15 protein-coding genes and 1 tRNA gene are annotated in these 23,329 nt (G+C 66.6%); 7 read left to right on the top strand and 9 right to left on the bottom strand.

Annotated elements, in window-relative coordinates; genetic code table 11:
* Positions 1–115: 115 nt before the first annotated feature.
* From Q1X76_RS04905 to Q1X76_RS04890, 4 genes are all read right to left on the bottom strand, one after another.
* Positions 116–1,198 (bottom strand): bifunctional methionine sulfoxide reductase B/A protein, encoded by a 1,083-nt coding sequence (locus Q1X76_RS04905; protein ID WP_300718411.1) that lies wholly within the window; start codon positions 1,196–1,198, stop codon positions 116–118.
* A 356-nt stretch (positions 1,199–1,554) separates the two neighbouring features.
* Positions 1,555–2,547 (bottom strand): UDP-glucose 4-epimerase GalE, encoded by a 993-nt coding sequence (gene galE, locus Q1X76_RS04900; RefSeq protein ID WP_300718410.1) that lies wholly within the window; start codon positions 2,545–2,547, stop codon positions 1,555–1,557.
* 482 nt (positions 2,548–3,029) lie between these two features.
* Positions 3,030–3,476 (bottom strand): flavodoxin, encoded by a 447-nt coding sequence (locus tag Q1X76_RS04895; RefSeq protein ID WP_300718409.1) that lies wholly within the window; start codon positions 3,474–3,476, stop codon positions 3,030–3,032.
* A gap of 569 nt (positions 3,477–4,045) precedes the next feature.
* Positions 4,046–5,437, bottom strand: coding sequence for a radical SAM protein (locus Q1X76_RS04890; protein ID WP_300718408.1), 1,392 nt, complete (start codon positions 5,435–5,437; stop codon positions 4,046–4,048).
* A 114-nt stretch (positions 5,438–5,551) separates the two neighbouring features.
* Here Q1X76_RS04890 and Q1X76_RS04885 point away from each other — a divergent pair, with 114 nt between their 5' ends.
* From Q1X76_RS04885 to Q1X76_RS04855, 7 genes are all read left to right on the top strand, one after another.
* On the top strand, positions 5,552–5,878 hold the full coding sequence (locus Q1X76_RS04885) for a hypothetical protein (RefSeq protein ID WP_300718406.1): 327 nt from the start codon (positions 5,552–5,554) through the stop codon (positions 5,876–5,878).
* A gap of 137 nt (positions 5,879–6,015) precedes the next feature.
* Positions 6,016–9,471: an AsmA-like C-terminal region-containing protein gene (locus Q1X76_RS04880; RefSeq protein ID WP_300718405.1), complete on the top strand. Its 3,456-nt coding sequence runs from the start codon at positions 6,016–6,018 to the stop codon at positions 9,469–9,471.
* 149 nt (positions 9,472–9,620) lie between these two features.
* Positions 9,621–10,292 (top strand): adenylate kinase, encoded by a 672-nt coding sequence (locus tag Q1X76_RS04875; protein WP_300718404.1) that lies wholly within the window; start codon positions 9,621–9,623, stop codon positions 10,290–10,292.
* A 243-nt stretch (positions 10,293–10,535) separates the two neighbouring features.
* Positions 10,536–10,862, top strand: coding sequence for a hypothetical protein (locus Q1X76_RS04870; protein ID WP_300718403.1), 327 nt, complete (start codon positions 10,536–10,538; stop codon positions 10,860–10,862).
* A gap of 52 nt (positions 10,863–10,914) precedes the next feature.
* Positions 10,915–11,709, top strand: a complete 795-nt coding sequence (locus Q1X76_RS04865) for an ABC transporter ATP-binding protein (RefSeq protein WP_300718402.1) — start codon at positions 10,915–10,917, stop codon at positions 11,707–11,709.
* Positions 11,706–12,869, top strand: coding sequence for a SufD family Fe-S cluster assembly protein (locus Q1X76_RS04860; protein ID WP_300718401.1), 1,164 nt, complete (start codon positions 11,706–11,708; stop codon positions 12,867–12,869). The genes Q1X76_RS04865 and Q1X76_RS04860 overlap by 4 nt, the downstream gene beginning before the upstream one ends.
* A 345-nt stretch (positions 12,870–13,214) precedes the next feature.
* Positions 13,215–13,290: transfer RNA gene (locus Q1X76_RS04855), tRNA-Ile, on the top strand.
* A gap of 269 nt (positions 13,291–13,559) precedes the next feature.
* Here Q1X76_RS04855 and Q1X76_RS04850 read toward each other — a convergent pair.
* The 5 genes from Q1X76_RS04850 to tadA all read right to left on the bottom strand — a co-directional run bounded on the left by Q1X76_RS04850 (position 13,560) and on the right by tadA (position 23,291).
* Complete coding sequence (locus tag Q1X76_RS04850) at positions 13,560–16,130, bottom strand: chemotaxis protein CheB (protein ID WP_300718400.1); 2,571 nt, start codon at positions 16,128–16,130, stop codon at positions 13,560–13,562.
* Positions 16,127–20,221 (bottom strand): EAL domain-containing protein, encoded by a 4,095-nt coding sequence (locus Q1X76_RS04845; RefSeq protein WP_300718399.1) that lies wholly within the window; start codon positions 20,219–20,221, stop codon positions 16,127–16,129. The genes Q1X76_RS04850 and Q1X76_RS04845 overlap by 4 nt, the downstream gene beginning before the upstream one ends.
* Before the next feature lie 631 nt (positions 20,222–20,852).
* Complete coding sequence (locus tag Q1X76_RS04840) at positions 20,853–21,152, bottom strand: hypothetical protein (RefSeq protein ID WP_300718398.1); 300 nt, start codon at positions 21,150–21,152, stop codon at positions 20,853–20,855.
* A 136-nt stretch (positions 21,153–21,288) separates the two neighbouring features.
* Positions 21,289–22,776, bottom strand: a complete 1,488-nt coding sequence (locus tag Q1X76_RS04835; protein WP_300718397.1) for a fused MFS/spermidine synthase — start codon at positions 22,774–22,776, stop codon at positions 21,289–21,291.
* Positions 22,777–22,817: 41 nt separating this feature from the next.
* The gene (gene tadA, locus Q1X76_RS04830; RefSeq protein ID WP_300718425.1) at positions 22,818–23,291 is read right to left on the bottom strand and encodes a tRNA adenosine(34) deaminase TadA; all 474 of its coding nucleotides are present in this window, start codon (positions 23,289–23,291) and stop codon (positions 22,818–22,820) included.
* Positions 23,292–23,329 lie beyond the last annotated feature (38 nt).

Raw genomic sequence — 23,329 nt, 5'->3', positions numbered from 1 at the left:
GAGGCCCCTTGCGTTGCCGGCGATGCCCGCAGCCCCCTTCGGCGCGACGGGCATCGTCAGCAGAGATGAGGGGCTTCCCTTCCCTCAAACAGGCTGCAGATAGTGTTGGCACGCCCTAGCGCGGGCTGCCGTCGGCGCGACGCTCGAAGCGGGGCACGGCCAGATGGCAGCCGCCCCGGCCCGTGCGCCGGGCAAAGTCCTGATGGTAGGCCTCGGCCTCATAGAAGGCCCCGGCCGGTTCCAGACGGGTCACCACATCGTAGCCCAGACCGCGCAGCTCATCCATGAGCTTCTGCGCGGTCCGCTTCTGTTCCTCGTCCAGCCAGAAGACGGCGGAGCGGTACTGGCTGCCCACATCCGGGCCCTGCCTGTCCAGCTGGGTGGGATCGTGGATCTCGAAGAAGCGGCGCACGATGCTTTCATAGCTGATCCTGGCGGGGTCGAAGCGCACCAGCACGGCCTCGGCATGGCCGGTATCGCCCCGGCAGACATCCGCATATGACGGCCTGTCGGTATGGCCGCCCGTATAGCCGGAACGCACGTCCACCACGCCGGGCAGCCTGCCCAGGGCATCTTCCACGCCCCAGAAGCAGCCGCCCGCCAGCACGGCCACGCTGGTATCCCGCACGCGGGCGTACAGGGCCAGGCCCAGCTTTTCCTTGTCGCTGCCCGCGGGCGCGAAGCTCATGGACAGGGAATTGACGCAATGGCGGGTGTTCCTGGCGGTCAGGCCCTCGCCCTCGAAGACATGCCCCAGATGCGCGCCGCAATGGTCGCAGACGATCTCCACCCGGCGGCCGTCGGCATCGGGCTGGCGGCGCACCATGCCCGGCAGGGCGTCGTCGAAGGCGGGCCAGCCGCAGCCGGAGTCGAATTTGTCCGCCGAGCGGTACAGGGCCACGCCGCACTGGCGGCAGAGATAGGTCCCGGCGGCCGTGTTCTTTTCAAGCGCGCCGGACCAGGGGGCCTCCGTGGCCTTGCGCAGGATGATGTCCGCTTCCAGGGGCGTCAGGGGCGGCACGGCGGCATCGCCACGGGCCACGATGCGAAACGAGGTGTCCGTCATGGGGGCTTCCTCCCGTAAGGGGTCAAAGGCGGGGCGGGAAAATCCCGCGGCTGCGGCGTCGCTCCCGGCAACGCCCAGCAGCACCAGCAGGAAAAAAATCACGGCGCGTCGCGCGCTGGTCTTGCCGTACATGGCATCTCCTTGCTGTAATAGTTATCAATACTATATTGATAAACACAGCAGGCCGGAAGCGCAAGCCTGCGGCGGCGCAAAAAATACAGGGGTGGGCCCTCCCATGTGTGGCGCGCGACCGCTGACGGCCGGCGCTGCCCGCATCCGCCCAAACAGCGCGGACGCCTGCTGACGGCAAGGCGGAAAGGCGGAAAGGCAAGGCGCCCGGGCCGGACGGCATGCATGAGGGGGACCGGCAAAGGCCTCCGGGCCGGATGTCGAAGGTGCGGGGAAGGAACGTCGCCGGCCTGTGCCGTCCCCCGGGCAGGCCCGCCGGACGGTGCAGGAGCCGCTACGTCCCGCGCGGCCCGGGCCGCCTACGCCCGGTCGCCGTAGCCCCGCGGATGTTCGCGGTGCCAGCGCCAGGCCGAATCGATGATGGCTTCCACTCCCAGGCGCGGTTGCCAGCCCAGCACCTGCCGGGCCTTGCGGGCCGCGGCCACCAGGCGGGCCGGATCGCCCGCGCGCCGCTGCCCCATGATCACGGGGATGGCGTGGCCGGTGACCTTGCGGGCGCAGTCCACGATCTGGCGCACGGAAAAGCCCTGACCGTTGCCCAGGTTGCAGATGAGGTCTTCCCCGCCGTGGCGCAGATGCTCCAGGGCCCGCACATGGGCGTCCACCAGATCGGTGACGGCGATATAATCCCGGATGCAGGTCCCGTCGGGAGTGTCATAATCGTCGCCGAAAATGGTGATGTGCGGCCGCTGGCCCAGCGGCACCTGCAGGACCAGGGGGATGAGATGGCTTTCGGGGCTGTGGTCCTCGCCGATGCTGCCATCGGCCAGGGCCCCGGCCACATTGAAATAGCGCAGGGAGACGTAGCGGATGCCGTGGGCGGCCGCCACCCAGCGCATCATGGCTTCCATCATCAGCTTGCTGTGGCCGTAGGGATTGGTGGGTCGGGTGGGGGCGTCCTCGCTGACGGGCACGCTGTCGGGCTCGCCGTAGACCGCCGCCGAGGAAGAAAAGACGATGCTGCCCACGCCATGACGCACCATGGCTTCCAGCAGGCTCTGCATGCCGCCTACATTGTTGTTGAAGTATTGCAACGGCTTGATCATGCTCTCGCCCACCTGCGAATCAGCGGCGAAATGCATGACGCCCCCGATGCGGAAACGGCGGAAGATATCGTCCAGGCAGGCGGCATCACGGATGTCGCCGTGCACGAAGGCGGCCTTGCCCGCCACGGAAGCGGCATGGCCTGTCTGGAGGTTGTCCACCACCACCACGTCCTGCCCGGCTGCCGCCAGGGCATGGACCGCGTGGGAACCGATATAGCCCGCGCCGCCGCAAACAAGGATCGACATACTGACCTCCGCAACTGGATGATGCGGCACGTTACGACGTTTGCCCGCCGTCGGCAAGGGTGGGGAACAGGGTTTTGAACCGGGCCTCTACCCGGCGGGCTCGGCCTGCTGCCGGCAAGGGCGGGAAACAGGGGAAGACGGGCGGCGGAGGACGGCGGAACGGCGGGAGACGGCAGGACGCGGCCCCCAGGGCGGGGCATCGGGAGGAAGACGGCGGAAACGCGGCCCCAAGCCGGGGACCGCGGGCGCCCACGGCGGGGAGGCCCTCCTGGGGAGGAAACAGCGGGGACGCCCCCCGAACAAGGGAACGACGGGCAGCGGAGGCGCGACCCTGAAGACGGGAACGGCAGGCGACGGGAACGGGGACCGGCGCCCCCTGATGCGCGCCATGCCGGACAGCGGGAAAAGGAGCGCGGAGTCCATGGCCAGACTCCGCGCAAGGCACAGGACGCGCCCCGGCGGGTGCCGGGGTCTCTTGCGGCTTACAGGGCTGCCAGAACAGCTGCCGCAAATTCCTGCACGGCGTCAGGGGCATCGCTGACAGTGCCGTCCACTTTCAGGCCCTCCGCCACGATCTGCGCGCCCAGGTCCCTGCCCCTGGCCTCGATGGCGTCCACGGCGCCGCAAAAATGCGTGTAGGAACTGTCGCCGGAGGCAAAGGCCGCCAGTTTGACGCCGGAAAGCTCCATGGCTTCCATCTCGTCATAAAGAGGGAGGAAATCGTCCTGCAGTTCCAGTTCTTCCTCGCCCCAGGCCGAGCAGCCCAGCAGCACGGCGTCGTAGCCTTTGGCCAGGCCCGCGGCTGCCGTGTCGGCAGCGTTTCGCAGCGTGACGTCATGCCCGGCGGCGGCGATGATCTCCTGCAGTTTCTGGGCGATGCCCTCGGTATTGCCGGTGCTGGAACCAAAGACGATCAGGACTTTGCTCATGACAACTCCCTGGCGGCGTGGCCGCTGTTGGATGTTTAGAAAAAGAAATTCAATTTCAAAAAGAAGCTACAAAAGAACGTCCCGTCCGTCAAGCGAAAGACCGCCCGTCGACGAAAAAATATCCGCATCCAGCTAAAAACATTCCTTTTCCCCAAAAACATCCCGCCAGGGACAAACACGCCGGCCTGACAGCGACGGCTTGTTTCCATCGTGGATGTATCCTGCTCTCCTGGCTGCGCATCCCTGCACCTCCCGGATGCACCTCAACTTCATGAAGGGGGCATCGGCCACGCCTGCCACCTGCTCATGTACCCTGCCGTGTCCCGGCGGCGATCCTGCCGTCATGGCCCCGGACAGCTCCGGCTCCACTCCAGACACAGGACACGCGCTACCGCAGCCCCGCCTTCCCGATCGCGGGAGGGGATCGCTCCCCGCGAGCCGAAGACGGGGGCCTGCCGCCCACCCCAGAGTAAACATCTTACGGGGAGAGGGGACCCGGGGAAGGGGACGCTTTTCCAACAGCGCCTCCTCCACCGGGCCCCACAAAGCCTCCCTCCCGCAACAACGAACTATCCTTCCGCTTCCGCGTCCCCGTCCGCGGTTTCCGTGACGGGCCCGGCCAGAGGGGCGTCGGCCACGGAGAGGTCGGGCATCTGCCACTGTCCGGGCAGGGGGGCCGCAAGCTCGGCCTTTTCGCCCACATAGGGGTTGAAATACCCGTAGCGCAGCCAGGGGCAGAGTTTTTTCAAGCGCTTCATGAACAGGCCGAGGCCCATGACCGGCCCGTGGTCGATACCGCGCATGAGGCCCAGGTACCATTCCGGGTCGATATTGAGGTTGCGCCACTGGATCATGCTCACGCCGTTCTCGCCCACCAGCCGGGCCAGGGCTTCCAATTCGCTTTCGCTGTCGGTGACGCCGGGGAAGAAGAGCAGGTTCAGCGAGACCCAGAGGCCGTTCTGCCGGGCCACGGCGATGGAGCGGCGCACATCGTCGAAGCTGTAGCCGTGCGGCCGGTAATAGCGTTCATAGACTTCGGGCCGGGCGCTGTTGAGGCTGACGCGGATGCTGGAGAGCCCGGCCTGCGCCAGCCGTTCCACGGCTTCGGTGCGCGAGGCGTTGGTATTGCAGTTGACCGTGCCCGCGCCGCCACGGCTGCGGAACAGGCGCACGCTCTCCACCAGCAGGTCGGGATTCATGAGCGGATCGCCCTCGCAGCCCTGGCCGAAGGAATAGACGGGCGTTTTCGTCTCGCGCCCGGCATGGAAGCTCATGACCTCCACCAGCTCCTCGGGCGTGGGCGTGAAAGTCAGGCGGCACTGGGGCGTCACGTTGACGGGAGAGTCCCTGTCCTGCTCGGAGATGCAGCCCACGCAGCGGGCATTGCAGGTGCGCGAGCTGGGCAGGGGCGCCTCGAAGCGGCCCAGGGCGAAATTGCGGGCCGCCGGGCAGTCATACTTCATGACGCAGTCTTCGAGGATGTGGCGCACCAGCCGGTTTTTGGGGAACTGGCGCAGCAGGGCGCGCACGTTCTTTTCGATGCGGGAACGCGGGATGTGGCGGAATTCCTGGCGCTGGTCGGCATCCACCTTGCGGGCGCAGATGTAGAAGCGGCCCCTGGCGAAGCCCACGGCGCCGTAGGCGAACAGGGGCAGCAGGGGGGCGTCGGCATCGCTGGCATAGGCCGGATGGGCGGAAAGCGTGTGCGCCGGTGCGGCGAAAGCGGCCACGGCCAGGTCGTCGGTGCTTTCGATCTCGCCGGTCCCGGGATCCAGGCCCACGGCGCGGCGGCCGGGCAGGAGGAAGAGCTCGCTCTCCTCGGGCAGGGGCATGAGCTCGTCAGGACGGGGCGTGCCCCACTCCTCGCCGCGACGGCAGACCATGAGCAGGTCGGGATCGTCATAAATGTTGCCCTGGGCATCGGCCATGACCATATGCGGTTCGATCTTCGCTGTTGCCATTTTCCTTCCTTGCGGCATCTTGCCCTGGCGCGTCCGAATGTATATAAGCGGAGCTGCGGCCAGCCCCGGGAACATGGGGGCGACGGCCGCCAGAATACCCGCGAGGCCGCTCCCATGTTTTCCCTGATGCTCTTCATTTTTCTCTGTTTTCTCGGCATGCTTGCCGTCCAGTTCTACATGCTGCGCACCCAGGAGCGCCTGAACCGCGCCCTGCGCGACGAGCACGCCCAGATGCGCGTGCTGCTGCGCGCCATGGAAGCCCGGCTGGACGCCCTGGGCTGCCCTGCCCCCGAACTGGCCGAAACGGCCGTCCAGGCCACACCGGCGGCGCAGGACCCGCTGCTGCACCTGAGCTTCGAAGCGCCCGCGGCCAGACAGGCCCCGGCACGCACCCCGGCCGTCGATCCGGCGCTGGACCTGCACATGGACAGCAGCCGTTAGCTTTCCCGGCCGTTTCCGCTCCGGCGCGAAACGGTCTTTTGTTCCCCGGGCCGGAGCGCCCGGCATGCGGCCCCTGCCCCAACGCAGCGTCCGTAACCTAGCCTTGCCCTTTTTCATCGTCAAGCAGCCTTCCCGCCATGCCTGAATCCTCCCGCCGTCCGCGCCGTTTGCTCCGTTGTCTGGCAGCCCTGCTGCTGGGCATGGTGCTGCTGGCCGGGGCGGGCATGCTCTATGTGCAGCACGATTCCGTGGCCATCACCCACTATCTGCTGGAAGACGTCACCCGGCGCACGGGCCTGGAGCTGCAGGTCCGGTCCGTGGGCCTGTCCTGGCTGCCCCCGGCCATCCGGGCCGAGGACGTACGCGTGCGCGGCAGGGACCTGAACGCCAGCGTGCGCACGGTCCGCCTGCGTCCCCGGCTGACGGCCCTGCTCCGGGGCCGTCTGGAACTGGAATACCTTGCCCTGCAGAACCCCGTGCTTTCCGGCGTCCTGCCCCTGCCTACGCTGGACCTGCGCCGCCTGGCAGACGCCCCGTCCGGCGCGGCGCCGGACGGCGATCCCGCGGCGCGGCTGGCCGCCCTGCTGCCCGGCAGCCTCCAGCTGGAGGTGGAACAGGGCAACCTCTCCCTGCAGGCCGGGGACGGCTCCGCCCTGCGCGTGGGCAATCTGTCCTGCGTGCTGCATCTGCGCGGCCTCCAGGACGTGCGCGGCCGGCTGCAGGCCGGCATGATCCGCAATCTGGCCGCCGGAACGGCCGTGCCCTTCCTCGATCTGGAGAATTTGTCCCTGGAAGGCCGCAGCCGCCCGCTCCACTTCCTGAGCGATACGCCCCGCCTGCGCCTCGCCACCCTGCTGCATCTGCCCCCGCACCTGCCCAGGCTCCGCGCCAGGCTGGATCTCACGGCCACGGCCTCCGGCTGGCAGCTGGACCATGAGCTGCGGGGCGATCTCATGCAGGACGACGAGCCCATCCCCTTCGCCGTGGCCGGACGGCTCAGCCAGGACAGGAACGCCCCCCAGGCCTCGGTGCGGCGCATGCTGCGCGAGGTCTTCCTGCCCGCTCCCGAAGATCTGGCCGCGACAGGCGCCGCGGCCCCGGCATCTCCCGACCTGCCCGTGTCCCCGGCCCTGGCCCCGTCCCCGGCCCCTGACGCCACGCAGGACGCACGGGATCTGGCCCCGTCCGCGCAAGCCGAGGACGCTCCCCGGCCCGTGCCGCCCGTCGCGGGCGGGACGCAGCCGCCCATCCGTCTGGAGCGCATCCTGCTGGAACTGGGCGAGGACAGCGCCACGCTGGACGGCAGCCTGCTCCTGGACCGGCAGCGCGGCCCGGTGCTCAACGGCAGCCTGCAGGCCCACCGCCTGAGCCTGACGCGCTGGCTGGGCTTCGCGCGCGGTCTGGCCCCGGGCCTGCAGATGGCCCTGGACAACATCACCGACAGCCTGCTGGAATTCGAGATGGACGCCGAGGGCCTGCGCGTGCCCCACATCGTGGCCCATTCCTCGGGCGCGCGCTTCACCGGCTCCGGCGGCGTGGCCCGCTGGGCGGAACCTGTGGTGGCGCTGGACCTGACCGCGCCGGAGGTGGTGCTGGGCCGGGCCATCCCCGAGGCCGTGGGCACCCTGCCGCTGCAGGTCTACTTCCCGCACGGCCCCCTGACCAGCCTGCGGGCCTCCCGTTCCACGCCCCTGCCGCCTCCCGATCCGGCCACGGACCTGCATATCGGCTATGACATCCGCCTCAATGCCCGCACGGTGCATTACGGCCCCGTGGACATCGGCGGCGCGCATGTGGTCATCGAGCCCGGCACGCCAGACAAGGCGGGCAACGGCACGGCCGTGATCCGGGCCAGCGGCGATTTTTACGACGGCCGCCTCAAGGGCCGCTGCGCCATCGGCGGGCCCGACGAGATGCCCACCTTCGACATCGACCTGCGTCTGGACAAGGTCCACGGCGGCAAGCTGGTCCGGGATTTCGACCTGCTCCCCGTCCGGCGCGGCACCCTGTCCGCCCAGGCGGCCATCACCAGCCGGGGCGCGGATCTGGACCTGTTCCTGAAGAGCATGCGCGGCAGCGTCACGGCCAGGGGCAGCAAGGGGGCCCTGCCCGCGGGCAGGCAGGCGGAGCTGCCCTTCGACGCGCTCTCCCTGCGCCTCGACCTGCAGACCGCCCGGCGGGACCTGCGCCCCACCCCGGCCAGGGCCGGTTTCACCGGCCGCTGGACCGCCGCGCTGGAAAGCGCGGACCTGAAACTGGACCAGAGCCTGGACGGCCTGGTCTGGTTCGGCGGCCGGGAATTCGTGGCCTGGCAGGACCTGCCCGGCTCCCTGCGCCTGCACCTTGCGCCCAGGGGCAAGGACTTCCTGCCCCGGGGCCTGGATCTGGAGGCCGCCGGCAATTCCAGCTGCGCGGGCCCCGGCGGCCTGAAGCTCAAAAAAATGACCGCCTCGGTCCTGGGCGTCCAGATCCGGGGCGACCTGGACGTGGGCTCCGGCCGTGGCGGCCTGGTCTGGAACGGCGATCTGGACCTTGCCTGCCGGGACCTGAAAAACAGCCTGCGCCTGATCCGGGGCACGGCACCGGCCGCCCTGCCCGCCTCCCTCAACAGCCTGCAGCTCAAGGGCGCGGCCTCCGGCGGCACGGACAGCCTCAAGCTCAAGGACCTGCGCTGCACCCTGGGCTGGCAGCAGCTGGACGGCGATGCCGGCCTCAGCTGGAAGGGCGACGTGCCGCAGCTGGACCTGCGCCTGCACAGTGCCGTCTTCGACATCGACCGCCTGCTGGCGGAGCTCTTTCCCGAGCAGGTCCGCAGCAAGGGGCGGATCAAGGCCACGGGCGCGCCCTGGGACCTGCGCTTCATGAAGGGCATCAGCGCCCAGGGGACCCTGGATGTGGACAAGGTGCGCTTCATGCGCCTGCAGATCCAGCAGATGACGACCCGTTTCAGCCTCAGGGACGGGCACCTGGCCATCCCCGCCCTGGAAGGCGCCTTCTACGGTTCGCGGCTGCGGGCCTCGGGCGATTTCCACTTCGACCGGGGCCTGAGCTATACCTCCAGGGCACGGGCCCTCAACGTCCGCCTGGACGGCATCAGCCGCGACCGCGACGACAAGCGCGACCTGCGCGGCCTGGCCTCGGTGGAATCGGAGATGAGCGCCCACCTGACCGGCCCGGGCCAGATGCCCGCCGCCCTTTCCGGCACCTGGGGCGTGGCCGTCATCGACGGCAGCTACCGCAGCAAGGACAGGAACGGCCGCTACTCCAGGGCCGAGAACTTCCGCCGCCTCAGCGCCTCGGGCAACATGCAGGGGGGCGTGGCCCGCAGCAGCAACCTCTTTTTCCAGAACGACGAGATGCGCGTGCGCGGCGGCGGCCGCATCGACTTCAACAAGGACGAGCTGGACTGCAACCTTTTCGTCAAGAACGACCGCATGCAGGAATTCCCCGTGCGCGTGACCGGCAAGCTCCATGATCCCAAGGTCTCGGTCAGCGCCGGGACGGCCATCCTCTACGCCGTCACCAGCCTGACCCACGGCATCTTCGAGCTCCTGGGCGGCGTGGTGGAAGGCACCTGGAACCTCTTTCACTAAGGCCCCCCGGCGCGGGCACACGCACTTTTCCGGCGAAAAGGCCTTGCACTTTCCCGGCCCCGTTGACAGAATGGACCGCAAAGGGTAGAGATGCCGTATCTGTTCTTTTTTGCACAATCCAACAACGGTCCGTCATAAGGAGAAGCGCCATGAACATCCTCATCTTTGGTCCCAACGGCAGCGGCAAGGGCACCCAGGGCAATCTGGTCAAAGCCAAATACAATCTTGCGCACATCGAATCCGGCGCCATCTTCCGCGAACACATCGGCGGCGGTACCGAACTGGGCAAGAAGGCCAAGGAATACATCGACCGCGGCGACCTGGTGCCCGACGACATCACCATCCCCATGGTGCTGGAGACCCTGAAGACCAAGGGCAAGGACGGCTGGCTGCTGGACGGCTTCCCCCGCAACATGGTGCAGGCCCAGAAACTGTGGGAAGCCCTGCAGGCCGAAGGGCTGCAGCTGGATTACGTCATCGAGATCCTCCTGCCCCGCGAGATCGCCAAGAACCGCATCATGGGCCGTCGCCTGTGCAAGGAAAACAACAACCATCCCAACAACATCTTCATCGACGCCATCAAGCCCAACGGCGACAAGTGCCGCGTCTGTGGCGGTGAGCTCTCCACCCGTTCCGACGACCAGGACGAAGCCGCCATCAACAAGCGCCACGACATCTACTACAACACCGAGAACGGCACCCTGGCCGCGGCCTACTTCTTCAAGAACCTGGCTGCCGAAGGCAAGACCAAGTACATCGAACTCAACGGCGAAGGCTCCATCGACTCCATCAAGGAGACCCTTATCTCCCAGCTGAGCTAGCCAGCATCCGCCGCTTCAGGCCGGGGCCCTGCCCCGGCCTTTTTTTTGCCCGCCGCCCGCGCCGCAGCCCGGCCAAAATCAGGCCCGCCCCTTGCCTTTTGCCGTCGCGTCCCCATCTTCTACTGCGGAAGGCACGGGACCGCCGGCCCGTCGCGAGCAAGCGTTCCGCCCCGGGAGAGCCTCTGGACATGGCCCCCCAAGTTTGCCACTATGCCCCCAACTTCATAGCGAGGTAACACTATCATGCAAGTCTGCATCGCGATCATGCACGGCACTCCCGTCATGCTGGAACTGCGGGAAGGCATCCCCCACATCAACGACGAGCCCCAGCCCATCAAACACCTGACCGAGGACGACCTGCTGGCCTTCCACGAGACCGTCAGCGCCATCCCCGACGACGGCGATCCCGGCCATACCGCCCTGGTCAACGCCAAGCGCGCGGCCTTCATCGTGGACCTGCTGAGCCACGCCGTGGGCGACGAATGTGTCTCCTACCTGACCCATGTGCTGGATCATGTGCACTACGACGTCATGGAATATCTGGGCGAAACCGAGCCCCAGGACCAGTAAGCCCGCCGGGCTCCCGCAAGGGACCGCTCTTCCGGCATAATTGAGGGAAGCAATGCTTGAAATCCAAGACCTGCACGTTTCCGTCCACGGCACGCCGGTGCTCAAGGGCATCGACCTGAAGGTGGAAGCGGGCGAAACCTTTATCCTGTTCGGCCCCAACGGCTCCGGCAAGACCACCCTGCTCATGACGCTGATGGGCTTTTCCGGCTATGAGGTGACCCGGGGCAAGATCATCTTCAAGGGCCACGACATCACCCACGCGCCCATGTACGAGCGCGCCCGCCTGGGCATCGGCATGTCCTTCCAGCGCCCGCCCACCATCCACGGCCTGCCCACGGGCAAGATGGTGGAACTGTGCGGCCGCGGCCGCGAGATGGACATCCCCGCCATGGCCAAACGTGTGCATTTCGACGCCTTCCTCGACCGCGATGTCAACGCCGGTTTCTCCGGCGGCGAGATCAAGCGCTCCGAGCTGCTGCAGCTCATGGCCCAGCAGCCCAGCCTGCTGCTCTTCGACGAGCCGGAATCGGGCGTGGATCTGGAAAACATGGCCCTGGTGGGCAAGACCGTGCGCAAGCTGCTGGACGGCGTGCCCGACTGCTGTAGCGCCACCCTGCGCGAGCAGGGGCGCAAGCGTTCCACCAGCGGGCTCATCATCACCCATACCGGCCACATCCTGGAATACGTCAACGCCGACCGCGGACAGGTCATGTATCACGGCAAGCTCTGCTGTGAGGCGCGCCCGCGCGTCATCCTCGACCACATCGCCCAGCACGGCTACCAGGAATGCCTGCGCTGTCTGGCGGGCGACATGTACGGCAAAATCGCGGAGGCTCCCCTGGCATGAGCAGCATCGACCTTTCCCGTTTCGACTTCAGCGGCGGCGAGAACGCCGCGCCCATCGACGACCTGACCCGCCTGCCCCAGGAAGACCAGCAGCGGCTGGTGCTGGCCGGCATCGACGTGCATGACACCAAGGTCAGCGGCGCCTTCATGCAGCTCAACCATGCCGACGTGCACTGCACCACCCGGCAGGAAGGCCTGGATCTCATGGACATCCGCGCGGCCCTCAAGAAGTTCGACGGCCTGCCCCAGTACTACTGGAAACTGCTCGACCCCAACAAGGACGAGATCACCCGCATGGCCCACGAGCGCCTCAACGGCGGCTATTTCGTGCGCGCCCGCAAGGGCGTGAAGATCAGCCAGCCCGTGCAGTCCTGCATGTTCATCAAGGGCAATGCCGCCGGGCAGGCCGTGCACAACATCGTGGTGGTGGAAGAAGGCGCCGAGCTCAACATCCTGGGCGGCTGCGCCACCTCCCAGCACAGCAACGACGCCGCCCACCTGGGCATCACCGAATACTATGTGGAAAAGGGCGGCAAGCTGACCTTCACCATGATCCACAACTGGGGCGACTCCACCACCGTGCGGCCGCGCTCGGCGGGCGTGGTGGAAGCCGGGGGCGTGTTCCAGAACAACTACATCCTGCTCAAGAGCGTGGGCAGCCTGGAATCCTATCCGCGCATCGACCTGAACGGCGAAGGGGCCGTGGCCACCTTCAATTCGGTCATCGTGACGCCCACGGGCTCCCATGTGGACAGCGGCAGCGCCATCCACCTCAACGCGCCCCACACCCGCGGCGAGATCATCTCCCGTACCCTGACCACCGGCGGCACCATCATCAACCGCGGCTTCATCGGCGCTTCGGCCACGCCGGTCAAGGGCCACCTGGAATGCAAGGGCCTCATCGTGGGCGGCGGCCGCGTGCACGCCATCCCCGAACTGGACAGCTGCCGCGACGGCGTGGAGCTCTCCCACGAAGCCGCCGTGGGCAAGATCGCCCAGGAAGAGATCGAATACCTCATGGCCCGCGGCCTGGACGAGGACGAAGCCACCTCCACCATCGTGCGCGGCTTCCTCAACGTGGACATCATGGGCCTGCCCGCGCCCCTGCAAAAGGCCATGGACGAACAGATCAGCAAGCTGGACGCCGGCGGCGCCATGTAGGCCCGGTGCGCTCCGCTCCCCTTTTTTCGGGGCTGTCCGTGCTGTGCGGGCAGCCCCGAAGCGTTCTCACGGGGCTGTGGCGGAAGCCGCGGGACAGCTTCCGGCGCTGCCCCGGGGCTCCCTGCACCAGCGCCATGGCCCGCGTACTGGTGCCGCCGGCCGCGCCCTGCGGCGATGGCATGACAGGAAAATCCGCCGCCTGATCGCTGGTGCCGCCGGCCGCGCCTGATGCGGGGGACCTGTTTTCCTTTGCCCGGATCACTCCGGCGGGCGGCAGGAGCCGGTCCCGTCCCCGGAAGGGCTTGACCGCGACGCGACCTTCCGGCTATAGTTCGCTTCCCTCACGGGCCTATAGCTCAGTTGGTAGAGCCTCCGGCTCATAACCGGCAGGTCCCAGGTTCAAGTCCTGGTGGGCCCACCATATTTACGGCAGGCTGCCCCGCATTGCGGACAGCCTGCCGTTCCCTTTTGCCGGTCACAGCCTCCTTCGCCCGCCGCGGGACGTCCCGCCCTCTGGTCCTGCCGGCACACCTCCTCCAGCGCAAAAAGCGGGCCTACTCCCGTCAAGGGGAATGGGCCGCATGCTTTGCAACCGTCCACGGACTGCAGACAAGACCGCTGTCCCGCATCTGCGACGCCCCGCCGGAAACAGGACGATGAGCTGCCCGGCAGGCCCTCCTTTGCGCGGGGCTATGCCTTCTGGCTCCCGGCCCCGGCCTCCGCCGCCTGCACGTCGCGCTCCCGGCCCGCGCCCAGGCTGTCGATGACGGTGATAACCAGGCCGCGGATGTTGTTCTCCGTGGTCCGGTAAGGAGCTATGCGCATGGTATAGAAGCGTCCGTTCATGCCGGTGACTTCCCTGTCGATGGGCGCCAGGGTCTTGAGCACGTTCTGGGCATCCTTGACGATGTCCTCTTCCGGGAAGCTGTGCGCGAAGATCTGGATGGGCCTGTCCACGTCCTGGCTGACAAGCTGGAATTCCCGGCCGATATACTCCGTGAACTTGCGGATGTTGAGCCTGCTGTCCACGAAGAGGATGCCGATCATGGTGGAGGACAGGAAGTTGGACAGATCGTTGGTCATCATGGTCAACTCGTCGAGCTTCTGCTGGAACTCGGAGTTGACGGTATAGAGTTCCTCATTGACGGACTGCAGTTCCTCATTGGAACTCTGCAGCTCTTCGTTGGCGGTCAGCAGTTCCTCGTTGGCGGCCTGCAGTTCCTCGTTGACGGTCTCCAGCTCGCCGATGGTGGAACGCAGCTCGTTCTGGGAGACTTGCAGCTCGTGTTCCAGGTCGGTGATGCGCTGGGCGGCGGTGGTGTTGATGTCGTACTTTTCAGTCAGGCCTTCCAGGGGCAGGGAACGCTGCTCCACGAAGAGGATGGCCAGCAGGCCGGTATGGATGGACGAGGAATCCAGGATGGGCTGCACGGAAAGGTCGATCATCCTGCGCCCCGCGGGCGTATCCACGGAGATGCCGGTATAAGTGACGGCGCAGCGTTCCACACGGCAGCGGTTGATGGCCGTGGAGGAGACCAGATTGATGTCCTTGTTGACGAGAGAGAAAAAGTTGAACGTGGCCTTGCCCACGGCGATATTCAGATAATCCGAATAATTGCCGAAGAAATGGATGACGTTGTTCTGCTCGTCGAGGATGACGGAGGCGGGCAGGAACCTTTCCAAGAAGCGGGTGTAGATGCTTTCCAGCGCGAAATTGCTCTCCTCGCGCTGGGCCAGGCTCGAGGCGCTGGGCATGGTGGTCTGTATCTTGGGGATGTTGAACACCGGTGGCATGAGATCGTCCATCTTGCCGTCGCTCCTGTGCACATAGATCTTTTCCGCGATGGACAGGGGGGTGAAGACCTTGCTGTACTCGCTGGCGGTCTCGCTCTTGCCGAGGAAGAGATAGCCCCCGTTCTTGAGCGCAGCATGGAAGATGGCGAACAGCCCCTTTTGCAGCACGGGCTGGAAATAGATGAGCACATTGCGGCAGCAGATGAGTTCCAGTTTGCCGAAGGGCGGATCGGAGAGCATGTTGTGCGGCGCGAAGATAATCATCTTTCTGATTTCCTTGGAAATCTGATACTGTTCGTTCCGCTTGATGAAGTATTTGGCCAGCCGTTCGGAAGACACGTCGTCGGTGATGCTTTCCGGGAACAGCCCCCTGCCCGCCTGTTCGATGGCCTTGGTGTCCACGTCCGTGGCGAAGATCTTGATGTCGCGGCGCAGGCGCTTTTCCTCCAGTACCTCGTGAAAGAGTATGGCCAGGGAATAGGCTTCCTCGCCGGTGGAGCAGCCCGCGCTCCACACGCGGATGGGCTCGGACTCGTCGCTGTGCTCCACGATGCTGTAGATGGCGGAATACTTCAGCTTTTCAAAAAATTCCGCGTCGCGGAAAAACTTGGTCACGCCGATGAGGATGTCCTTGACCAGCAGGCTGGCCTCGTTCCTGTTCTCTTCCAGCAGACGGACGAAGCGGGCGGGCGTGGGGCAGTGGGTGACCACCATGCGCCGCTCGATGCGCCGCAGCACGGTGTTGCGCTTGTAGTGCGTAAAGTCCACGCCGCTGACCTGCTTGAGCAGCATGTAGATGTGGGCGAGGATGTCCTCGTTATCTGCGGGGAAGGGGGCGTCCTCGGAAACGACGGACAGCACCGGATAATTGGAGAAATTGAGGATCTCCTCGGCCAGCTCGCGCGGAGGCAGGATGAAGTCCGCGATGCCGGTGTTGATGGCGCTCCGGGGCATGCCGTCGAACTTGGCGCTCTTCGGCTCCTGCACCAGCACGAGCCCGCCGTGTTCCTTGATGGACTTGATGCCGCTCGTCCCGTCCGAACCGGTACCGGAAAAGACCACAGCCAGGGAAAGTTCCCGTCTTTCCTCCGCAAGGGAGGAAAAGAAAATGTCTATGGGATGGTTGATGGCGCCGTGGGCATAATCGGTGAGCTGGAGCCTGCCGTCTTTCAGCGTCATGTTCTTCTTGGGCGGGATGAGATAGACGGTGTTCGGCTCCACCTCCATGCCGTTTTCCGCCTGCAGCACCATCATGGTGGTGTACTTGCCCAGGATCTCGGCCATCAGGCTCTTGTAATCCGGCGAAAGGTGCTGGATGACCACGAAGGCGAGCCCGCTGTTGTCGGGCATGCAGGCAAAAAACTGCTGGAGGGCCTCCAGGCCTCCCGCCGAGGCCCCCATCCCCACGATCAGGGGCAGGGCATCCTGCCGTTCCGGCCCGGGCACGCTCATGTCTTTGGCTGTCATGGGGCAACTCCTTCCTGGCCCGTATCCGGGCCCAGATATGTTCTTTCAAAATCCTCAATGGCCATGGGGCGGCCGTAGTGGAAGCCCTGGCCGAGCACGCAGCCTTCGGCCAGCAGGGCCTCCACCTGCGCCCTGTTCTCCACGCCTTCAGCCACGCAGGCCATGCCCCGTGCCTCGCACAGACGCACGAGATCGCCCACAAGCGTCCGGTTCATGCTGTTGTGCGCCAGATTGTGGATAAGGCTCCTGTCGAGCTTCACGGAATCGAAAGCCACGGAGGTAAATAGCGAGAGGTTGGCGTAGCGCGTGCCGAAATCGTCCAGGCTGAAACGCAGGCCGAAAGGACGAAAACCGGCCATGGCCCGTTCAAGCGTACTGTTCTCCACATCGCCCAGGTTCTCGGAGATCTCGATCTCCACAAGCTTCGGGGGGAGCAGGGGGTAGCGGCTGAGCAGGGCCAGCACCGAGCCCGGTGCGGACGCGCTGAACAGCGTCGCACGGGAAAAGTTCACGGAAACGGGCACCAGCTTCCAGTCTCTGCGCCGCCACTCGTCCATGGCGGCAAGGCTCATGTCCAGCACATGCAAATCCAAATCGCGGATGGCCCCGCTTCTTTCCATGGCCTCGATGAAGCGCGCAGGCTCTATGACCCGGCCCGAACCGTCCAGACCGCGCACCAACGCTTCCGCGCCCACAAGGACGCCCGTGCGCATGTCCACCTTGGGCTGCAGGAAGATGGTGAAGGTCTCCAGCCCGCCCGTGCCCGCCATGCCCGGCCCTCGCAGGCCCAGAGCGGGCTGAGCCGCGCCGCCGGCCGAGGCCTCGAGCTGGCCGCAGAGCATGACGGTACGCGCTTCCTTGACCAGTTTATCACCGGAGAAGAGCCCTTCAGCCCAAGTGTAGCCGAAACGCAGCTGCCCGGGATGGCGTCGCTGGAGCATGGACTGCGCCCGCAGCACCCTGCCCAGGAACACGTCCTGCGTGGAGTTGGGGCACAGGGCCACGAACTCGTCGCTGCGGGTGCGGAACAGCCACTTGCGGCCGAAGACCGTACCCAGCGTTTCGGCAAGATGGAGGAGGAGACGCGAGATCTGCCCCCGGCCGTGCCGGTTGCCGATGTCCACGAGACGCGGGATGTCGAGGATGAACGCGCCCATGGCGCTGTAAAGGTCGGAATTGAGCGTGCAGACCTTGTCCATGTAGGCGCGCAGGTTCTGGAGCCCGGTGAGCGTGTCCAGCTGCGCCGAGACCCGGCCCGGGCCCGCCGCGCCGGAAAGACGCAGCGCCCGCTCGATGTGCGGCAGCAGTATGCCGGGCAAGGCGTCGTCGCGCATGCTGCGCCGCGGATTTTCCACGCATAGCAGCCCGTCCGGCCCGCCTCCGGCCGGAGCCAGGGGAAAGACCACATAGCTCCAGCTCTCTCCGGAAAGGGATTCCGGCCTGCGCTGCAGGTGGAAGGGCACGTTCTCGCGCAGGCAGCGCCGCAACAGGGGCAGCCTGTCCAGTGGCATGCCGGAAACATGCTTCTTCAGGCTGTAGTGCCCCTCGGCCACCCATTCGTGACCGGCCCGCACGGTACGCCCGTCCTCAGCAAGGGAAAGGGTATAGGTCCTGTCGGCCTGATAATACAGCCCCACGCGGCGCAGGACCTCGGCCATGGCCACGTCCGGCGAATCGTCCATGAGCAGTGCGTCCAGGCAGGCGAGCGCCACGTCCTTCTCCTCGCCGGAAAGGGGGCTTTCCGAAGTGACCAGGGGCGTTGCCGAGAGTGCTTCCGGCAGACTGCCAGCGGATCCCGGGCGCTCCTCGGGCGCTGCGGACGGTCCCTCGGGTACGGGCACCTCATCAATGAAGATCACGGAATCTGCGGCCGCGCTCTCCCAGGCGGCGCAGCAGCGCTCCGCCCTCCCGAGCAGCCCTTCGTAATCCGTGCCGCCGAGGTCCGCGCAGGCCACCGCCGCCACGAAGCGCGGCGCCACGTCGAGGCCGCCGCCAGAAAGTGTCTGCCGCACGAAGGCGAACGCCTCGTCCATACGCTGTCTGGTCACCATCTTGGGCGCGGCGTCCGGCCGAAAGACGGTGAAGGCGTCCTCGCCGAGTTCGCCGATGACGCAGTCCGAGCCCAGGAGCAGGGCGAGGGCCATGGTGATGAAGCCGCGCTTGCGTTCTCCCTCCGACCCTGTAAGGCCGAACACCCGCACCAGCGCCAGCATGTGCAGCGGAGAGCCGCCGTTTTCCAGCGCGTTTTCCGCCAGCCTTTTCGCCATGTCCCGGCTGTAGATGCCGTGCACGGGCAGATCCCGCGAGCTGCTGGCCAGGGCCGCTTCCCGCGCGTGCCTGCGCTCCGTGTCCTGCAAAAAGCCAAAGGCCTGCACGTTGCCGGTCAGCAGATGCCGAGACAGATGCGCCGTATAGGAGAGCCAGCGCACCATACCGCCCGCATCCACGCGGCGATATTCCCTGGTCACCCACTCTCGCCCCTGCGCGAAGGCCTCCAGCAGTGCCTCCCGTCCAAAGACCGAAAGGAATTCCTTCCTGTCCCCCCGGGAGAAAAGGCGTTTCCTCTCCCGCTCCAGCAATTCGCGGCAGCTCGTACCGCGGATCTGTCCGGTGAGCATGTGCCCTTCCGTCCACAGGTCCTCCACGCTGTCGGCCGTCAGGTCCGCCCGGATGTAGCAGAAAAGGTTGGGTCGCAAGGCCTCCCAGAGCCGGTCCTTGCCGGAGATGCCCGCTGAAAGACCGCCGCTCAGGGGCTCGGCTATGCCCACGATCTTGGGCGAGCGCCTGTCCCTGTCGGGGAGGGTGCGGTAGGAGAGGGAGAACCAGCCGTAACGGCGGCTCATCTTGTGCCGCAAGATGAAGGCCCCGCCCCCGGCGGGCCTGCCGCCCAGCATGGCTTCGGCAAAATTGCGGAATCGTGCCACGGAATCCGGGTGTACCCAGCCCCGTTCTATCAGGCTATCCGGAAAATCCTTTACCCGGGCACCCGTGCGGCGCATGTGCCGTTTGCCATTGTACAACCGGAAGCAGCGGGAAGCCACGTCCACTTCCCACAACACGCGCGAGCCGCGCTCCAAGGCCAGCTTGAGCAGCTCGCTGTCCTCAAGGAGGGCATCTTCGTTCTTGCGCGAGACGGAGATGTCCCGCACCAGAGCCAGCATCACCTGCCTGCCATCCGGCAAGGGCGCGCGCGTCACCCGCGCCCGGCACCAGCGCCAGCCGCCGTCCCGGGCGAAGCGATACTCGTATTCCAGCGCCTTGCCCCCGGCCAGTGCGTCCCGCAGCCGCCGCTCATATTCTGGTACGTCGTCAGGATGTATGCCCCCGAAATCCGCAAGACGGCACGGCAGGAGAAATTCCGGGGCATCCGCCCCCATCATGCGGGCAAGCGAAGGGCTGGCATAGACCACGTCCACCGTCTCTCCGACTTCCAGCAGCGCCACGCCTTCTTCCATGTGTTCCAGCAGCATGCTCAGCTGCAGCGGCGCATGCGGCATGACCGCCGCATCCTGGCGCGGCATGTCCTGCGACGCCCCGACGCTGATGTGATAGCGGTTGCGCCCCTCGGCCTTGGCCTCGTACAGCGCGGCGTCCGCCCGCTCGTAGAGCTTTTCAAATTCCTTTTTCTCGCCGGTGGCGATATAGACGCCCACGCTGGCGCTCAGGTGCAGGGTGGGGTTCGCCCCGATGGAGAACTGCAGGGCCTCGCACACCGCGCGCGCCTTCTCCCGCGCCGTCTCTTCCGTGATACTGCCGGCAAGCAGGGCGAAAAATTCGTCCCCACCGAGGCGCCCCACGATATCCGTGGCCCGGAAACAGCCCGAAAGCGCCCGCGCCGCCAGTCGAATGACCTGATCCCCGGCCTGATGCCCCAGGGTGTCGTTCACCTGCTTGAAGTTGTCGAGATCGATGATGAACAGGGCGCAGACATCCCCGGGATGCATGTGCTTCAGGCATTGCTCAATGTAGTTTGTGGCCGTCTCGCGATTCAGCAGTCCCGAAAGCACATCCCTTGAGGCGCGCTCCGCCAGTACCTTCAGCTCGCGCCAGTATCGCAGGTTGGACAGTTGAAACCCATTGCTGTTCGTCATGGCCGTGGCTCTTCAGGATATGTGCCCCGCGGCCGGGTCCCTGTCTGGAAGCCCCGCTCTCCGGCGACGAATGGGGAAATCCGCAGAACCAAAACAAGCCGCATTGTTCTATAACAATGCATCCGGGGGAATCGGACTGTCAAGGACTGATCCCGCTGTGAGCGCGGGAAACGCCGTCCGGCATGCGCTGGCCGCATGGCCTGCCGCATGATACGCAGGCTCTCCTGCCGCGTGACGAAGACTTTTCACGTCAAAAACGTGCCGTGCCGCCCCGGACCATGACTGCCCGGATGCATTGCGGCATGAATGAGCCGTCCCTCCGCGCAGGCCTTTGACAGTGGGCAGACCACTGCAGCCCCCTTTACATGTATCAAACTGTATAGTCCCGCAAAAAAGTATTGTCCTGATCCGTCAATGATCTATAGTCATTAGGACGCGGGCATCGCCCGCCCTTCCTTCCGCCCCCGCAGGGACGGGACGTTCCCCCCGCTGCCCGTCCGCATCAAGGACCGCCATCCCCGGCGGTCCTTTTCTTTCCCCGGCACATCCGCCGGACGCAAAAGGGGCGCGGTCTGCGCCGCGCCCCTTTTGCCGTCGCCCGGACACCGCCTGTCCTGACGGGCGGGTCCGGCTATTTTTCCTGTTCGGCCTCGCCGATCCAGGTCTGCAGGGCGTCCACTATCTTGCGCGCCTGGTCGGCGCTGGAAATGGTGAACTTGCTCTGCTGCCGGTATTCGCCGCCCATCTTCTTGTAGCGACGGATCACATACTTGTCGGGACCGTACGAGGCGGTCTGGGGCTTCCACTCCTGATAGCGGAAAAGGATGGTGGTCCAGGCGCCCTTGCTCAGGACGATCTTGCCCAGCTCCTTGAGGATGATCTGGCCATTCTCCTCATATTCCACGGTGAGGTCGTCGATGGATTCGCTCAAAACTGCCTTCCCTTGCAACGCGCATCTGCGGGACATGCACGGTTAGAGTAAAACGGATCTGCCCGGCGCGCCGCCGGACCTCCACGGCGTACAATCTACGCATTTCGCCCATAAACGGCAAGTCTGGCGGCCGCCCTCAGCGCAGCAGCGAAAGGGCGTAGCGCTCCACCGGCGCGAAATCGTCGCGCAGGGGCTCGGCCTCCGGCAGGGGCCGCGTATAGCGGCAGGCCAGCATGGCGGCCGTCTGCGGGGAGCAGAGCGGCCCGTCGCGCAGGGCCGATGCCGTGGCCGCGTCGCAGAAGGCCAGCACCATGAGGTTCTGCAGCTTCCCGGGATGCCAGGGGCTGGTGACGCAAAAGACCTCCACCCGGGCGAAATGCCGCCGCAGGCCGGCGCAGACGGCGCGCAGCAGACGGCCGTCCCGGCCCTCCACGGCGGCGATGACGTTCATGGCCAGCACGCCGTCGGGCCGCAGGGCCCGGCGCATGACGGCGAAGGCCTCCTGTGTGGTCAGGTGGAAAGGGATGGAATAGCAGGAGTTGAAGACGTCCACCAGCAGGATGTCGTACTGCCCGCGCTGCCGGTTGAGGAAGGCGCGGGCATCGGCATGGATCAGGCGCAGGCCCGGCTCCTCCGCGGGCAGCTGGAACCAGCGCCGGGCCACCCGCGTCATGGCGGGGTCCAGCTCCACCACGGTCAGGCGCAGACCGGCCACGGGCAGGCCGCTCTTGCCGGAAAGCAGCCACTTGGGCACCGAGCCGCCGCCCCCGCCCAGCAGGAGCAGGTCCCGGGCCTGCGGCCGGGCCAGCACGGCCAGCGCGTAGAAGCGGGTATAGTCGAAATAGAGCTCGTCGGGATCGTCCAGATACATGCCGGACTGGCTGTAGCCCGGATCCGTGGACAGGATGCGCACCGGCCGGCCCCGGTCGCGGCTCTCGTGGATCAGGATGCAGTTGTAGGGGCTCTCCACCATCAGGGGGCCGTCCGTCAGGCGGCAGTGCCTGTCCCAGACGGCCAGCAGGAGCAGCAGGAGCAGCAGGCCCAGCCGGAGCCCGGGCCGGGAGCGGTCGGCCAGCAGGGAGAGCAGCAGCAGCCCCAGGGCCACGCCCCAGAGGATGAGGCTGCTGGAAAAGAAGGAGATGAGCACGAAACCGCCCAGGAAGGTGCCCACGATGCTGCCCGCCGTGGACAGGGCGTACAGTCGCCCCACCGTGGCCCCGGAGGTGGCCACGTCGCTGATGCGCAGGCGGATGACGTACGGGCTGATCATGCCGCAGCACAGGGCCGGCAGGGCCAGGATGCCCAGGGCGCAGGCCACGGCGGCCAGATGGATGTCGTCGATGAGGGCGCACAGGGCCGCGCTGGCCAGGCGGTGCGTGCCGGCGGCCAGGGCGCTGCCCAGGGCGGCCGCCAGCAGGATGCGGCCCAGGCCGCGCCGGGAAAGGTGGCGGTCGGCCAGGCGGCCCCCCAGCCAGGCCCCCGCGGCCAGACAGGCCAGCACCACGCCGATGAGGCTGGTCCAGACCACGGCCGAGGTGCCCACATGCGGGGCCAGCACCCGCGCGCCCGTCATCTCCAGCACCATGACCAGCGCGCCGCACGCGAAAGCGATGAGTTCCAGCATCGTCGTCCCATGAAGGGGCGGGGTCGCCCAACTATGGCGGGTCAGTCCCGCCGTCCGGCAAAGAAATCACGCAGCAGGGCCACGCTTTCCCGGGCCAGCACGCCGCCCATGTGCCAGACCCGGTGATTGAAAAAGGGCTGGTCCAGGGTCTCCACGCAGGAGGTCACGGCCCCGGCCAGAGCGTCGGCCGCGCCGTAGACCACCCCGGCCAGGCGGGCATGGACCAGGGCCGCGGCGCACATGGCGCAGGGCTCCAGGGTCACCACCAGCACGCCGCCGCCCAGACGGTAATTGCCGCAGGCGGCCCCGGCGGCGCGCAGGGCCAGCATCTCGGCATGGGCCGTGGGATCGTGCAGGGCCACGGGCCGGTTGTGGGCGCGGGCCAGCAGACGGCCGTCCGCCGCCGCCAGCACCGCGCCCACGGGCACCTCGCCTTCGCGGGCGGCCTGCCGCGCCTCGTCCAGGGCCAGACGCATGAGCGCCTCCCAGCTCCAGCCCGGCGGTGCGGGGGGCACGGGCCCGCCGCAGGGGCGCGCCAGCGCGCCGCTGCCTA

Origin of the sequence: uncultured Desulfovibrio sp. (assembly GCF_949282365.1) — a bacterium.
Taxonomy (GTDB): Bacteria; Desulfobacterota; Desulfovibrionia; order Desulfovibrionales; family Desulfovibrionaceae; genus Desulfovibrio.
Note: the sequence above shows the minus strand (reverse complement) of the source record. Positions and strands in the feature narration are given on the sequence as shown.